General features: G+C 69.7%; 12 protein-coding genes. All 12 read left to right on the top strand.

Annotated elements, in window-relative coordinates:
• The first annotated feature begins 136 nt into the window (after nt 1–136).
• From FHR37_RS15275 to FHR37_RS15220, 12 genes are read left to right on the top strand one after another with little or no spacing between them, the layout of a single operon-like run.
• Entirely contained in the window at nt 137–1,783 is a 1,647-nt protein-coding gene (locus tag FHR37_RS15275) for a type 2 periplasmic-binding domain-containing protein (RefSeq protein ID WP_092888039.1), read from the top strand.
• A complete protein-coding gene (locus FHR37_RS15270; protein WP_092888036.1) occupies nt 1,767–5,312 on the top strand; it encodes a glycoside hydrolase family 38 N-terminal domain-containing protein in 3,546 nt (1,181 codons plus the stop codon). The genes FHR37_RS15275 and FHR37_RS15270 overlap by 17 nt, the downstream gene beginning before the upstream one ends.
• Nucleotides 5,309–6,427 (top strand): Gfo/Idh/MocA family protein, encoded by a 1,119-nt coding sequence (locus FHR37_RS15265; RefSeq protein ID WP_092888033.1) that lies wholly within the window; start codon nt 5,309–5,311, stop codon nt 6,425–6,427. The genes FHR37_RS15270 and FHR37_RS15265 overlap by 4 nt, the downstream gene beginning before the upstream one ends.
• A complete protein-coding gene (locus tag FHR37_RS15260; RefSeq protein ID WP_092888030.1) occupies nt 6,427–7,572 on the top strand; it encodes a Gfo/Idh/MocA family protein in 1,146 nt (381 codons plus the stop codon). The genes FHR37_RS15265 and FHR37_RS15260 overlap by 1 nt, the downstream gene beginning before the upstream one ends.
• Nucleotides 7,569–8,423, top strand: a complete 855-nt coding sequence (locus FHR37_RS15255) for a sugar phosphate isomerase/epimerase family protein (protein WP_139239143.1) — start codon at nt 7,569–7,571, stop codon at nt 8,421–8,423. The genes FHR37_RS15260 and FHR37_RS15255 overlap by 4 nt, the downstream gene beginning before the upstream one ends.
• Nucleotides 8,411–9,370: an ABC transporter permease subunit gene (locus FHR37_RS15250; RefSeq protein ID WP_092888023.1), complete on the top strand. Its 960-nt coding sequence runs from the start codon at nt 8,411–8,413 to the stop codon at nt 9,368–9,370. Before FHR37_RS15255 ends, FHR37_RS15250 begins: the two co-directional genes overlap by 13 nt.
• Before the next feature lie 9 nt (nt 9,371–9,379).
• Nucleotides 9,380–10,339 (top strand): carbohydrate ABC transporter permease, encoded by a 960-nt coding sequence (locus tag FHR37_RS15245; RefSeq protein WP_092888020.1) that lies wholly within the window; start codon nt 9,380–9,382, stop codon nt 10,337–10,339.
• A 49-nt stretch (nt 10,340–10,388) separates the two neighbouring features.
• Nucleotides 10,389–11,489 carry a Gfo/Idh/MocA family protein gene (locus tag FHR37_RS15240; protein WP_092888017.1) on the top strand — a complete coding sequence of 367 codons (1,101 nt, stop codon included), beginning with the start codon at nt 10,389–10,391 and terminating at the stop codon, nt 11,487–11,489.
• The gene (locus tag FHR37_RS15235) at nt 11,486–12,262 is read left to right on the top strand and encodes an amidohydrolase family protein (RefSeq protein ID WP_092888014.1); all 777 of its coding nucleotides are present in this window, start codon (nt 11,486–11,488) and stop codon (nt 12,260–12,262) included. The genes FHR37_RS15240 and FHR37_RS15235 overlap by 4 nt, the downstream gene beginning before the upstream one ends.
• Nucleotides 12,259–13,233, top strand: coding sequence for a Gfo/Idh/MocA family protein (locus FHR37_RS15230; protein ID WP_175542768.1), 975 nt, complete (start codon nt 12,259–12,261; stop codon nt 13,231–13,233). The genes FHR37_RS15235 and FHR37_RS15230 overlap by 4 nt, the downstream gene beginning before the upstream one ends.
• A gap of 48 nt (nt 13,234–13,281) precedes the next feature.
• Nucleotides 13,282–14,037, top strand: coding sequence for a FadR/GntR family transcriptional regulator (locus FHR37_RS15225; protein ID WP_092888008.1), 756 nt, complete (start codon nt 13,282–13,284; stop codon nt 14,035–14,037).
• 3 nt (nt 14,038–14,040) lie between these two features.
• Nucleotides 14,041–14,982: a carbon-nitrogen hydrolase family protein gene (locus tag FHR37_RS15220; protein ID WP_092888005.1), complete on the top strand. Its 942-nt coding sequence runs from the start codon at nt 14,041–14,043 to the stop codon at nt 14,980–14,982.
• Nucleotides 14,983–15,070: the final 88 nt, after the last annotated feature.

The raw sequence follows: 15,070 nt of genomic DNA, 5'->3' as shown, positions 1-15,070 counted from the left end.
CGTCGCCGGCGCAGCCGGTGACGCCACCTTCGACATCGCACGCCAACCGGGGGCGTCTCGGTCACCGGCCGATCGTGGGCCGGATCCTCGAGACGAGTGAATCCAAGCTGACTGGTTTCGGCACGAGGAGAACTCCATGAACGCTGTCATCGGACGCCGGGCCCTGCTGCGAGGCGCGGCTGTCGCCGCGGCCGCCGGGGCCCTCCCACTCGCGGGCTGCACGACGACGAAGAGCCCGTCCACAACGGCGGCGTCGGGAAACAAGGTCAAGCTGCCGACCTACGTCGCGCAGACGGCCGTCAAGTACGACTTGCCCGCCGGCCCGAACGGCGCGCCGCCGCCGGTGCTGTTCACGTACCCGCAGAACCCGCCCAGCGCCACCAAGGGAACGCCGGCCAAGGGTGGGTCGATCGAGATCCTCTCTTCCACCGACGCCGTTCCGCCGCCGGTCGGCAAGAACACGATGTGGCAGACGCTGAACAAGGAACTCGGCGCGGAGCTGAAGTTCGACTGGTCGGTGGGTGGCTACGCCCAGAAGTTCGCGACCGCACTGGCCGGCGGGGAGCTGCGCGAGATCTCGGTCATCGACGCGTACGAGACGCCGCACCTGCCGCAGGTCCTGGAGGCGAAGTTCGAGGACCTCACCCCCTTCCTGGCCGGTGACAAGGTCAAGGCCTACCCGAACCTCGCGAACAACCCGACCGACACCTGGCGGATGTCGGTGTTCGCCGGGAAGATCTACTCGGTGCCGGCCTACCAGTGGCCCAACTCCGTGTTCAACATGATGATCATCCGCTCCGACCTCGCCAAGGCCAAGGGAGTCGACCCGCAGCCCAAGAGCGGCGAGGAGTTCCTCTCGCTGTGCAAGGAGTTCGCCGACCCGGCCCGCAACCAGTGGGTGCTCGCCCTGCCCGGCACCACGCTGTCGTTCGTGCTGGCCTGTCTCGGCGCTCCGAACCGCTGGCGGGTCGGCAAGGACGGCAAGTGGACCCGCGACTACGAGACGCCGGAGTACAAGCAGGCGCTGGGCATCGTCGCCGACCTGTGGAAGAAGCAGTACTTCCACCCGGACTCGTTCTCGCCGACCTTCGACGACAGCGTGCCGTTCTGCACCGGCAAGATCGTGATGGAGCAGGGCTTCCCGGGGATCTGGGGCTGGTACATGCAGAACAAGAAGAAGCAGTACCCCGACCTCGAGATCGCGCCGGTGCGGCCGTTCAAGTGGGGCGGCGGCGGAACGGCCGGCACGTTCCAGAACGCCGACCGCCCGAACAGCGCAGGGATCCGCAAGGGCACCTCACCGGCTCGTGTCAAGGAGCTGTTGCGGGTGCTGGACTGGCTGTCCGCACCCGTCGGCAGCAAGGAGTACCTCCTCGCCGCCTACGGCGTGGAGGGTGTCGACTACAACATGACCAAGGAAGGGCCGGTGATGACCGAGCGTGGCAACAACGAGTCGAACATCCGGGTCCAGTCCTTCGCCGGTCCTCCGCAGGTGCTGAACCTCGCGCCGGGACCCGGAGTCCACGACGCGCTCGTCGGCATGCACGACTACTTCAAGGCGACCGGGCCGACCTCGGTCCCCAACCCCGGGCTCGTCCTCTACTCCGACGCCGACTCCTCCAAGGGCGCCACGCTGACCACGAACATGACCAACCTGGCGAACGACATCATCCAGGGGCACCAGCCGATCTCGGCCTGGGCAGACGGCGTCAAGACCTGGCGAAGCAACGGCGGCGACCAGATCCGCAAGGAGTACGAGAAGAGCTATGCCGCAGAGCACTGAGCGAACGAACGACACCGTGGCCGATCACCCCGAGGGGAGCACCGGTTCGCCGGCGGAGCCGGACTCCGCCGGCGCCGGCGGCCTGCTGTGGTCGATCGGTGACCCGGCCCGCGGCGAGGCGCAGTTCAGCCAGCTGTGGGAGAGCCTGGACTCCCCGGACGAGATCCGTTTCGTGATCGGCGAGTCCGACCCGGGCCGGGACTGGCCGCGTTTCCACCCCGGCCCGTACAACGGCGCGGCCGGGTTCCGGGAGCTGACGGCCACGGTCGAGTTCGAGGGTGCCCAGGACCTGGGCGACGGTTGGCATTCGCTGGAGCTGAAGGGGTTCGCGCACGTCGGGCCGTGCCCCGACCTGCTGGTGGAGGTGAACGGGCACCGCGCCTTCGTCGCCGTACGCCCGAGCCGCTCGACGCGCGGGTACTTCCCGGGCATCACCGGGCCGATCGCCGGACCGTTCGCGACCGAACTGGCGATTCCGCCCGGCACCCTGCGCCCGGGCCGGAACGTGATCAGCCTGACCTCCACCTCCGAGCGGCCCGACCCGGTGGAGCTGGCGGCGAACCGGCACTACGTGAACGGCGGCGGCGGCGAGTTGCACTGGGCCGGCGTGGCGTTGCGCAGGCGGCCGTCCGCACCCGAGGCGGCGATCACTGTCGTCCCGCTGCCGTTGTATCTCGAGGACCCGGCAGGCGGGCTGAAGGAGTTGGTCGACCTGATGGTCGTCGGCGCCCCCGACCTGCGGTCGGCGACGGCCACTGTCACTGTCGGCGGCCACCGCTTCGAGCTGCCCGACCCGGCGGACGGCCGCGAGTTCGGCGACCTGGTGGTGCGGCTCGAGGTGCCGGAGTGGGAGGGCGAGGCGCCGGTCGAGGTGATGCTCGACCTGCCCGGAGGTCCGCTCACGTACGACAACCCGCTGCGTCCGGCCCGCAAGTGGACCGTGCACGTCGTCCCGCACGTTCACCTCGATGTCGGCTACACCGACTACCAGGCAAGCGTTCTGGAGGTGCACAGCAGCAACATCGACGGCGCGCTGGACATCGTGAAGGACAACCCGGACTACGCGTTCTCCGCGGACGGGAGCCTGGTCGCACAGGAGTTCCTGCGCACCCGCAGCGCCGGTCAGGGCGAGGACCTGATCAGGGCGATGCGCGACGGGCAGGTCGGGATCAGCGCCTGGTGGGCACAGCTGCTGACCGGGCTGGCCAGCCTGGAGGAGCTCTACCGCGGCCTGTACCTCGCCGCGCGGCTCGACCGCGAGCACGGCGTACCGCTGCGGTACGCCAACCTCACCGACGTCCCGTCGTACAGCTGGGCGGTGCCCTCGGTGCTCGCGGCCGCCGGCGTCGAGGCGTTCATGGGAATCCCCAACCACGCCCGCGCCGGGAACGAAGAGAGCGACATCGTCCACCTGCAGTCGCCGATGCGCTGGGAGGGACCCGACGGCGCGGCGATGGTGACCTTCTTCGCCGACCACTACCTCCAGCTGCGGTTGCTGGCCGGGGAGTTCCTGTCCGTCGCCGGCATCTCCGACGGGCTGTGCCGGTTCCTCGACCGCTACGAGCGCGACGACTACCTGCCGCACGACGTCCCGGTCGTGGGCACGCACTCCGACAACAACGAGATCTCCGACGGGTACGCCGACGTGGTGACCCGGTGGAACGAACGGTTCGCGTGGCCCCGGCTGCGCTTCTCCACCATCGGCGACTACCTGGAATCCGTTCAGCCGTTGGCGGATCGCCTTCCGGCGCTGCACGGCGACGGCGGGAGCTACTGGGAGGACGGCGCCGGCGCCCACGCACAGATCATCACCAGCTTCCGCCGGACGCAGGCGCTGCTACCGGCGGTGGAGGCGCTGACCGCGCTGGTCACCGGTCAGGACGGCCGGTTCGCGGCGGACACCGCCGCGCTGGACCGCGCGTGGGAGGGACAGCTTCTCGGCAGTGAGCACACCTGGGCATCCAGCCACGCCACCCAGCGGCCGCACTCGGCGAAGAACGCGGACCAGATCGCGTGGAAGGTGGCCCGCATCGAGCAGGGACGCTGGCTGGCCCTGGACGAGGGCCGGCGCGCGCTGAGCCACTTCGGCGCGGCGTTCGGTCTCCCCGACAGCAGGTCCCTGCTGGTGTTCAACGCGGCCAGCTGGTCGCGTGACCTCGAGGTGGACGTCGATCTCCCGGTAGCGGAAACCCTTGGCTCGCTGGGCTTCGAGGAACTCGACGAGCCGCGGGACGGGCAGCAGACCAGGCGCTACCGGGTGCAGGACGTGCCCGCGTTCGGGTATCGGCTGCTCCCGATCGTGCCGCTGCCGGAGCCGGTGCCAGACCCGGTGTCGGTGTCGGACGCGGCAGCGTGGGACGAGCAGGTGCCGGAGGTGCTGGTCACCCCGCACTACGAGGTCGCGATCGAACCGCTGACCGGCCGGGTGACCGGCCTGCGGCACCGCGGCCTGGACCGCGAGCTGCTCGACCCCGGCACCGGCTGGGGACTCGGTGAGCTGCTGTACGTCGCGGGCGGCGGGACCGAGCAGGGTCGCGGTATGAACGCCGAGTCCACCCAGCTGACCATGAACGACCCGTACTTCCCCGCACCCGAGCTGACCGTCATCCCGTCCGAGACCCGCAAGGCGAGCTTGCGCCGGACACAGCACGGGTGGACGTTGGTCACCGAGGGCAGCGCGCCGAGCATCCCTGGTCTGCGTACCGAGATCCGCTTCCACGAGGACACCGACCGGGTGGACGTCACGGTGACGTTCGACAAGGAACCGGTGCTGGCGAAGGAGTCGGTGTACGTCGCGTTCCCGTTCGCGGTCGCCGACCCGGTGGTGCACTACGACCGGCAGCAGGGCTGGGTCGACCCGGCCCGCGACCACTACCCGGGCGCCTGCAACGAGTGGTTCACCACCCAGAACGCGGTCACCGTGACCGACCCGGACCTCACCGTCACCTGGACGTCGGCCGACGCCCCGCTGTTCACCGTCGGCGACATCGTCCGTGCCACCTGGCCGCGCACCTTCACCGCGGGCAACGGCACGCTGTGTTCCTGGGTGATGAACAACTACTGGCGTACCAACACCCCGGCCAGCCAGTCCGGGCGCGTCGAGCTGCACTACTCGTTCCGCGCCGACCGGAACCTCGACCTGGCCGCCGCCGGGCGGTTCGGCCGCGACCGGCGGCTGCCGGCCCTGACGACCGAGGTTCAGCAGGGCTATCCGCGCGAGCCGAACCGGCCACCGGACACGGGTCAACTGTTCCGGACGGAGCTGCCCGACCACCTGGTCGCCACGGCGTACGTCGGCCGGTGGGAGGCAGACCTGCTGGTGCGGGTGCAGGAGGTCGCCGGGCGCGGTGGGACCGGCACGCTGTGGCACCCGAACCCCGGCCCGGCGGCGACCGCGCACCGCTGCACCGCGGTCGAGCAGCCGGTCGAGCAACTTCCGGTTGACACCGACGGGAAGATCACCCTCGACCTCGGGCCGCACGAGGTCGTCACCATCGCACTGGGACACGTTCCGGGGAGGCAGTCATGAAGGCAGCGATTCTCGGAGCGGGCCGGATGGGGGAGACGGTCATCGGGCACCTGCTCGACGATCCGATCCTGACCGGTCTGATCGCGTACGACGTGCGCGCCGAGCGGACCGCGGAACTCGCCGCCCGCTACCCGATCGAGGTCACCACCGAGCTGCGCCGCGTGCTGGACGACCCGCAGGTGCGGGTGGTGTTCGTCACCGCGTCCAACGACGCGCACGCCGAGCTCTCCCTGGCCGCGCTGGCGGCCGGCAAGGCGGTGATGTGCGAGAAGCCGATGGCGGCCCGGTTGGAGGACGCGGCGGCGATGGCGCGCACCGCGCACGAGACCGCAGGCTTCCTGCAGGTCGGTTTCGAGCTGCGCTACTCCCGCCTCTACACCACGGTGAAACAGTGGATCGACGAAGGGCTGCTCGGCGACGTCCTCGCCGTCAACTGCACCTACGTCCCCGGTGAGTTCTGGGGGCGGGACAGCTGGCGCACCCAGGCGACCTCCGGCGGGATGTTCGGCGAGAAGCTGTCGCACTACGTCGATCTGCCGCGCTGGTGGACCGGTTCGGAGGTGACCGAGGTCTACTCCGCGTCGGCGCCGAACGCCGTGCCGTACTTCCAGGTCCGGGACAACTACCAGACCACCTGCCGGTTCGGCACCGGGGCGGTGGGCCACCTGTCGTTCCTGATGGCGCTGGCGTCCACCACCACCGACCTCGACCCCTTGCAGGACATGCTCACCCAGCAACGCGGTGACGGCCACGAGCTGCGTTACCTCGTCCAGGGCACCAAGGGTGCCGCCGAGACCGACATCTTCGGCCGGTCCATCAAACGCTGGGCGTTCGAGGAAACCCGGCGGGGCCTGGACAGCTCGCTGGTCGAGCAGCTCACCTGGGCGCTGGCCGACGACCACACCTACCTGCACAACACGACCGAGCAGGCCCGGGACGTGGTCCGGCGGGTGCGCGACGGACGTCCGCCGAGCATTGCCCCGGACGACGCGTTGCAGACGATGTTCGTCTGCGCCGCGGCCGAACTGTCCAGCGACGAGGGCCGGCCGGTACGGCTCGAGGACATCGCGGCGCTCGGCAACGCAGGAAAGCAATCTCTGGAAGGAACGACCTGATGACCCAAGCGGAGCAGCGGATCTACCTCGTCGGTGCGGGCCAGATCGCCCGCCTGCACGCCACCGTGGCGGGCAAGCTCCCCGTGCCGGTCGCCCTGTCGGTCGCGGACCCCGACCCGGGGAGCCGGGCCACCTTCGCCGAGTCGTTCCCCGGGGCCCGCGTCCATCCCGACGCCGCGACGATGCTGGCCGAGCCGGCCCGCGACGACGACATCGTGGTCGTGGCCACCCCTCCTTATGCGCACGCGGCGATGACCGCGCTGGCGCTGGAGAGCGGCCGGCACGTGCTGTGTGAGAAGCCGCTGGCCAAGGACTTCGCCGAGGCGGAGAGCATGGTCGGCCTCGCCCGGGCCAAGGGTCTGCTCCTCGCCGACTGCGCCGCCCGCTTCCGCGACATCGCCACCACCCGCGCGCTGCGCGACGTCGTCCCGCGGCTCGGGCCACCGCACCGGATGCGCTACGTGCACCGGCAGCGGCGGTCCCGCACCGCCATCGACTCCGACAGCCCGCCGTGGTTCCTCGACCGCAGCAGGACCGGCGGCGGCATCCTGATGGACTGGGGACCGTACGACCTCACCCTGCTGGACGACCTGCTCGCGCCGGTCAGCGTCGAGGTCCGCGACGCCTGGCTGGCCAACCCGCGCACCGCGCTGAACCTCCCACCGGGCACGGTCTTCGACGTCGAGACCCAGGTGGGCGCCACCCTGGTCTACGAGCTCGCCGGCGGCGAGCGGGTGCACGTCGACTACGAACACGCCGCCTGCACCCACGGGCTCGAACGGCGCGAAGCCGAGCTGGACGGCCTGGACGGGTCCGCGCACTGGGACTGGCTGGCCGGAATCTTCGGAGCCGGCCCGCCCACGATCGCGCTCGGCCGGGATCAGGCCGGCGCGCCGGCCACCGACCAGATCGAGGTGACCGGCGTGGAGAAGCCGTACGACATCACCCACAAGCTGCTCGCGTCCTTCTCCCGGCTCGTACGCGGAGAGGTCGCCGCCGCCCCCGACGTGCTGCTGGCCGAGGACGCGCTGTTCGTGTTCGGGTGCCTGCGGGCCATCTACGACTGTGCGGCGACCGGGACGGCGCAGCGCGTCGAGCGCGCGGCCACCACGGCCACCACGGCCACCGCGGGAGGCGTGCGATGAGGACACCCTGCTTCGCGATGGACACGCACTTCCGCACGTCGCTGGGCGACTACAGCTGGGACGCGCGGTTCGGCATGCTCGCCGAGCTGGGCTACGACGGCATCCAGATCCTCGTCGGCGAGCCGGACCTGGCCTACGCCTGGGACGAGCTGGCGCGCCTGAAGGAGCTCACCGGCACGTACGGCGTGCGGTCGGTCGCCGTGCACGGCGTCCTCGATCTCGCGCAGCGCGCCCCCAGGCACACGAGGTTCCTCGAGGTCGTTCCCGAGCTGCCGCCGGGCACCCGGCTGGAGGTGTCGCTCAACTCCAGCGACGAGGCGGACTTCGATCCGGCCTCGCCGGCGGCGGCCGCCGCCCTGCAGGAGCTGCTCGACGCCACCGCCGGCAACGAGTTGCAGGTCGCGTTGTACCACCACGTACGGCACTCGCCGAAGGTGTGGCTGCACCGCGTCGACCAGGCGGTCGAGCTGGTGAGACACATCGACCATCCCCGGCTGGGCGTGGTGTTCTGCGGCTGGCACTGGTACGCCGGGGACCAGGCCGATCTGCGGGGCCGCCTCGCCGACGCCGCGCCCTACCTGCAGTCGGTGAACCTGAGCGGGAGCAGCCTGGTGGTCAACGGAGACCAGGAGCGCTACACGATCGAGACCATCGACCGCGGCAGCCTGGACAACTTCGCCGTGCTCGGACTGTTGCGCAGCGTCGGCTACCAGGGCCCGGTCGGCTTCCAGGGCTTCTCCATCGGTGGCGACGTCTACACCCAGCTGCGACACAACATCGAGACGCTTCGGGACATGGAGCGCCGGCTCGACGAGCACCCGGAGTGGGCGGAGATCCGATGGGCACACTGACCGCGTCGCCGCGACCCGCCACCGGCGGCGGAAGGAAGCAGGCGCTGAAGTCGCGCCTGCGCCGCGACTGGCCGCTGCTCGCCTTCGGCCTGCCCGGCCTCCTTCTCCTGGTGTTGTTCCAGTACATCCCGCTGCTGGGCAACGTCATCGCGTTCAAGGACTACCAGCCCTACATCGGCATCCTGCAGTCGCCGTGGGTCGGCCTGTCGAACTTCTCGGTCGTCTTCAACGGCGATCCGGCGTTCCTCAACGCGCTGGTCAACACGCTGGAGATCTTCGTCATCCAGACGATCTTCGTGTTCCCGGCCCCGATCTGCCTGGCGCTGTTGCTCAACAGCCTGCTGTCCGAACGCATCAAGCAGGCGGTGCAGTCGGTGCTGTACCTACCGCACTTCCTGTCCTGGGTGGTCGTGGTGGCGATGTTCCAGAGCATTCTGGGCGGCGCCGGACTCCTCAACAACTGGATGCGTTCCCAGGGAGAGCATCCGCTGAACATCATCGGCAACCCCGAGCTGTTCAAGTGGCTGATCACCTCCCAGGTGATCTGGAAGGACACCGGCTGGGCAATGATCCTCTTCCTGGCCGCGCTGTCCGCGATCAACATCAGCCTGTACGAGGCCGCCGCCGTCGACGGCGCCTCCCGGCTGCGGCAGATCTGGCACATCACCTTGCCCGGCATCAAGGGTGTCGTCATCCTGCTGCTGATTCTGCGCCTGGGCAGCGTGCTGTCGGTGGGCTTCGAGCAGATCGTCCTGCAGCAGGGTCCGGTCGGCATCAATGCCAGTCAGGTGCTCGACACCTACGTCTACACCAACGGCGTACTCGACGGGGCCTGGGGCGTGGCCACAGCTGTCGGGTTGGTCAAGGGCGTGCTGGGCGTGGTGCTGGTGCTCGGTGCGAACAAGGTGGCCCACCTGTTCGGCGAACGAGGGGTCTACGAGGGATGAGGGTCCACCATGGCTAGCAACCGCGTCGTCACCCGCGCGGCCGGCCGCCGCGACCTGAGCCGGCCGGGGTCGTCCGGGCGGAAGCGGCGCTCCGGTCCGCCGGGACTCACGCCGCCCGGACCGACGGCACGCGCGAGCAAGGGCGTCTTCCTGTTCGTCTGCTGCTCGGTCATCATCATCCCGCTGATCTCGGTGATCGCGACCAGCCTGGCCGACGAGAAGCAGATCAACGCGTCGGGCGGGTTCGTGCTCTGGCCGAGCCATCCCACCCTGCAGGCCTACACGACGGTGTTCGAGAACCCGGTGGTGCTGCACTCGGCATTCGTGTCGATCTGCATCACGCTGGTGGGCACGACGCTCTCGCTGGCGTGCACGTCGCTGCTCGCCTACTCGCTGTCGCGTCCGGGAACGCTGGCGCACAAGCCGGTGCTACTGATGGTGCTGTTCACGCTGCTGTTCTCTCCCGGCATCATCCCCAGCTACCTGATGGTGAAGGAGCTGGGACTGCTCAACTCCTACTGGGCGCTGCTCCTGCCGGTGATGCTGGACGGCTTCAACGTCATCGTCATGCGTGCCTTCTTCCTGGAGTTGCCGCAGGAGATCCTGGACGCCGCACGGGTGGACGGCGCGGGGGAGCTGCAGACGTTCTGGCGGATCGTGCTGCCGTTGTCCAAGCCGGTGCTCGCCGTGGTCGGGTTGTTCTCGGCGGTGGGCTACTGGAACAACTTCTTCACCGCACTCCTCTACATCAGCGACACCACGAAGTGGCCGCTGCAGCTCGTCCTGAACACCTATGTGGTGAAGCAGAACTCGCTGAACCTCAAGTTCATCCCCGGGCACGCACCGCCGCCGCCGGAGTCGATCCAGATGGCGATCCTGGTGATCGCGATCGTGCCCATCCTGGTCGCGTACCCGTTCATCCAGCGCCACTTCAAGAAGGGCGTGCTGGTGGGGTCGGTCAAGGGATGAACCCCGAATCGTCGAAGGCCATCAGTCGAAGCCCATCAAGGGAGCGAGCATGACCGGCAAGGTCGGCATCGGAATCATCGGTTCGCAGTTCGAGGCCGAGGCCCTCGCGGCCTCGGTCGGCATGGGGCGTCACGGGCGGGTGGTGGCGGTCGCCTCACCCACGCCCGGGAACGCGGCCGAACTCGCGCGCCGCCACGACGTCGAGCAGAGTTACCTGGACTACCACGAGCTCATCGACGATCCGAACGTCGACCTGGTGGTGATCGCCGCACCCAACCACCTGCACGCGCAGATGGCCATCGACGCGGCCGGCGCGGGCAAGCACGTCGTCGTGGAGAAGCCGATGGCCCTCACGGTCGCCGACTGCGACCGGATGATCGACGCCTGCGCGAGCGCCGGGGTGCACCTGTTCTACGCCGAGGAACTGTTCTTCACCCCCAAGTACGTCAAGGCCAAGCAGATGGCCGAGGAGGGCGCGTTCGGCGACGTGTTCCTGGTGAAGCAGTCGGAGATGCACTCCGGCCCGCACGGCGACTGGTTCTGGGACACCGAACGCTCCGGTGGCGGGGTGTTCATGGACATGGGCTGCCACGGTCTGTCGTTCTGTCACTGGTTCCTCGGCCGGCCCGAGCCGACCGCGATCACCGCGCACATGGGCACCTACGTCCACAAGGACAGGACGAACGCGGAGGACCACTCGTTCGCCATCGTCGAGTTCGCCAACGGCGCCATCGGTCACGTGGAGAACAGCTGGGCCCGGCTCGGCGGGATGGACGACCGCATCGAGGTCTACGGCAGTGAGGGCGTGAGCTACGCCAACCTGCACATGGGAAACGCGCTGCCGACGTACTCCGAGAACGGCTACGGCTACGCGGTGGAGAAGGCCCCGTCCACCAAGGGGTGGAGCTATCCGATCTACGAGGAGCTGTGGAACTACGGCTTCCCGCAGGAGATGGACCACTTCTGCGCCTGCGTGCTCGGGCTCGAACAGCCGCGGGCGACCGGCGAGGACGGGCGGCTCGCGCTCCAGCTGATCTACGCCGGTTACCAGTCGGCGGGTATCGGTCAGCGGGTCACGCTCCCGTTCGACCCCGGTCCGGCGAAGCGGCCGATCGATCTGTGGACCACCCCGGTGAAAGCACTCGAATGATGCGACTCGTCGACGCGCACGTCCACGTCGGCCGGCAGAAGTACCCGCCGGTCGAGGACTGTCTGACGGCCATGACCCGTGCCGGGGTCGGGCAGGCGGTGCTCGTGCAGTACGTCGGCAACACCGACAACCGCTACCTGCACGAGTGTCGGACCAGGCATCCCGGCCGGTTCGCGCTGGTCGGGATGGTCGACCCGGAGCGTCCGGACGCGCCGGACCAGGTGGACCGGCTGGCGGCCGCGGGCTTCGCCGGCGTGCGGTTGTGGGCCACCACCCGCTCACCCGGCGCCGACCCCCTCGCGGTCTGGCGCGCCCTCGACCGCAACCACCTGGTGGCCAGCGTCCGCGGGCCGTTCGCCGACATCGCGCACCCTGACTTCGCCGCACTGCTCGACGAGGTGCCCGGTCTCGTGGTGCGGATGGAGCACCTGGGGTTCTTCCGGTACGGCGTCGACGCCGGCTTCGACGCGTTCCTGCGGCTCGCCGACCGGCCCGGGGTCTGCACCATGTGGTCGGGCTACCACGCCTACAGCAGCGCCGGCCACCCCTACCCGGACGCGACGCCGTACCTCCGCGCGTCGCTGGCGGCCTACGGTCCGGAACGCGTCATGTGGAGCGGTGACTGGAACCGCGACCGGACGGCGACCGATGACGAGTACGACGCGGCGGTGGAGCACGTCACCGAACACCTGGACTTCCTGACCGAGGCCGACCGCGAGTGGATCCTCGGCCGTACCGCCGCCACGGTGTTCGGCCTGGAGGGCGCGCCGTGACCACCACACCTCGGATCACGCCCAGGATCGGCCTGATCGGCCCCGGCGCCGTGGCCGAACTGCACGCCGACGCGATCCGTGCCGCCGGCGGGACGCTGGCCGCCGTCGCCGGGCACACGCTGCCGAGTACGCAGGACTTCGCGGCACGGCACGGAATCCGCGCCGTGCACACCGATGTCAACCAGATGTTGCGTACCGAAAGTCTCGACGCCGTGGTGGTCGCGTCTCCGAGCGACCTGCACGTCAAGCACACCTTGACAGCACTCGAGCACGGACTCGACGTGCTGTGCGAGGTCCCGCTGGCGACGTCGCTCGCCGACGGCCGGGAGGTGGTGGCAGCCGCCGAACGCCACGGCCGGCAGGTCATGGTGGCCCACACACTGCGGTTCATGCGGCCACACCGTGAGGTTCGGCGGCTGGTCTCCACCGGGCAACTGACCATCACCCAGCTGGTCGCGAGGCGGCTGCAACTGCGCCAGCGTGACGTCGGCTGGACCGGCCGCCCACGAGACTGGGTGGACGACGTTCTCTGGCACCACGCCGCCCACCTGGTCGACCTCGCCGCCTGGCTGCTCGACGACTCACCGGAGGCGGTGTACGGGGGAGTGGGACAGCCGTGGGACGGCAACGGCCGGCCGATGGACGTCGCGGCGGTCCTGCGGACCCGCGACAGCCGGCTCGCCTCGCTGGCGCTGTCCTACCACTCCCGCGAGTCGGTGAACGACGTACTCCTGATCTCGCCCGAGCAGACACTGGTCATCGCCGACGGCAGGCTCCGGCGCGGAGCGGAGCTGCTCGTCGACAGCGGGGACCTCGCGGCCGCCGAACGCGCGGCGGTCGCCGCGCAGGACGCCCACTTCCTCGAAGTGGTGGGGCAGGGACGCGAGCCGGAACCATCGGCCGAGGATGTGCTGGCCGTCCTCGAGGTGCTCGACAAACTCGCGCCGCAACCTTCCGTTGTCAAGACCTAGGACAGATATGCTCACTCCACGTACACGCGCCGAGAGAGGCGGTCCGACATGAGCGCGCGTCCTCAGGAAGCGGGCAGCAGCGAGGTTCGCGCGCCCGCGGGCCGCCGCCGGGGTAGTGACCGGGTGCTGCTGGGCGCCCAGGTCGCCGACGGCCTCACCGACTACATCCGGCGCGAGGGCCTGGTCGCCGGGGACCCGCTGCCGTCGGAGGCGGTGCTCGCCGACGAGTACGGCGTGAGCCAGCGCGTCGTCCGCGACGCGCTGCGGCAGCTCGGCCAGCAGGGCGTGCTGCGCACCCAGCAGGGCAAGCGTGCCGTGGTCAGCGACCTGCGGCCGGTGGCCGTGCACGGCTACTTCAAGCTCGCCACCGGCATGGACAAACACGCCATCGGGGAGCTGCTCGAACTCCGCCAGGCGCTGGAGACCAAGGCCGCGGGGTTGGCCGCCACCCGCATCAACGAGAGCCGGCTCGCCGAGCTGGAGGAGATCCTCGGCAAGACCACGGCCTGCGGCGACGACCTCGCCGCCCGGGTGGAGCTCGACCTCACGTTCCACCAGATGATCGTCCGCGCCTCGGAGAACCGCTTCTTCACCGCCATCCACGAGGCGCTCGCCGACGCCCTCGCTTCGGAACGCCGCCGGGGCGCGGCGCTCACCGAGTCCGCTGTGGGGCACCACGAGGAGAGTGACGCCGAGCACCGGACCATCATGTACGCGCTGAGTTCAGCCGACCTGATGCTTGCCGAGCAGGCCATGCGTACCCACCTGGAGCGCGTCGCCCGCCGCTACGAACAGGCAGGATGACGCATGGCCCGCTGGGTCACGGTCAGCGCCGTCTCCGCCCCGGCCTGGAATCCCGGCCCGGATCTGGATGCCGCCCGGGCCGCCGAGCTCATCGCCGACGGCCTGGTGCGGCGCCTCGCCGCGGTCCTGCCGGACCGACCCGATCTCGTTCTGCTGTCCGAGTACTGCGACGAGTGGGTCACCGACGCCCCGATGGACTACTACCGGGCCAGGGGAGACCGGGTCCGTGACCGCCTCGCCGAGGTGGCCCGCGAGCACGGCTGCCACATCGGCTACTCCGCGGTTCGGCAGGCAGCGGACGGCCGCTGGCACAACTCGCTCCAGCTGATCGACCGGACCGGAGCGGTCGGCGGGACGTACGACAAGTTCCATCTCACGATCGGCGAACACGACGAGCTCGGGCTCACCCACGGCGACGCCGCCCCGGTGTTCGACCTCGACATCGGGCGGGTCGCCTGCGTGATCTGCTTCGACCTCAACTTCGACCAGCTGCGCGAGCGCTACGCGGCGGCCCGGCCCGACCTGGTGCTGTTCAGTTCGATGTTCCACGGCAGTTTCCTGCAGACCCAGTGGGCGTACTCCAGCCGCGCCTGGCTGGTGGCGGCCGTCCGCCCGCCTGCACCGTGCGGGATCGTCTCGCCCGTGGGAGAACCGGTCGCGGCCAGCACCAACTACGTCGACCACGTGACGCACCGGATCAACCTCGACAGGGTCGTCGCCCACCTCGACTTCAACAGCGACCGGCTCGCCGAACTCAAGCGCCGCTACGGCCGCGGCGTCCGCATCCACGACCCGGGCCTGCTCGGGTCCGTACTCGTCACCAGTGAGTGCGACGTGCCGGCGGAGGAGATGGCCGCCGAGGTCGGCCTGGAGTTACTGGACGACTACCTGACGCGTTGCCGGTCCCATCGTGACGCCGCGTCGGCGCGGCAGTCGAACGGGTGACCTGACCCACGGATCCACCCGATTTTTTACCCGACAGGGGTTCCGAATGGGGTGCCGCATGGTCGCAGAACGTACATAAACCGTGGTG

Source organism: Actinopolymorpha cephalotaxi (assembly GCF_013408535.1).
Classification (GTDB): Bacteria; Actinomycetota; Actinomycetes; order Propionibacteriales; family Actinopolymorphaceae; genus Actinopolymorpha; species Actinopolymorpha cephalotaxi.
This window is presented reverse-complemented; position numbering and strand designations above follow the sequence as displayed.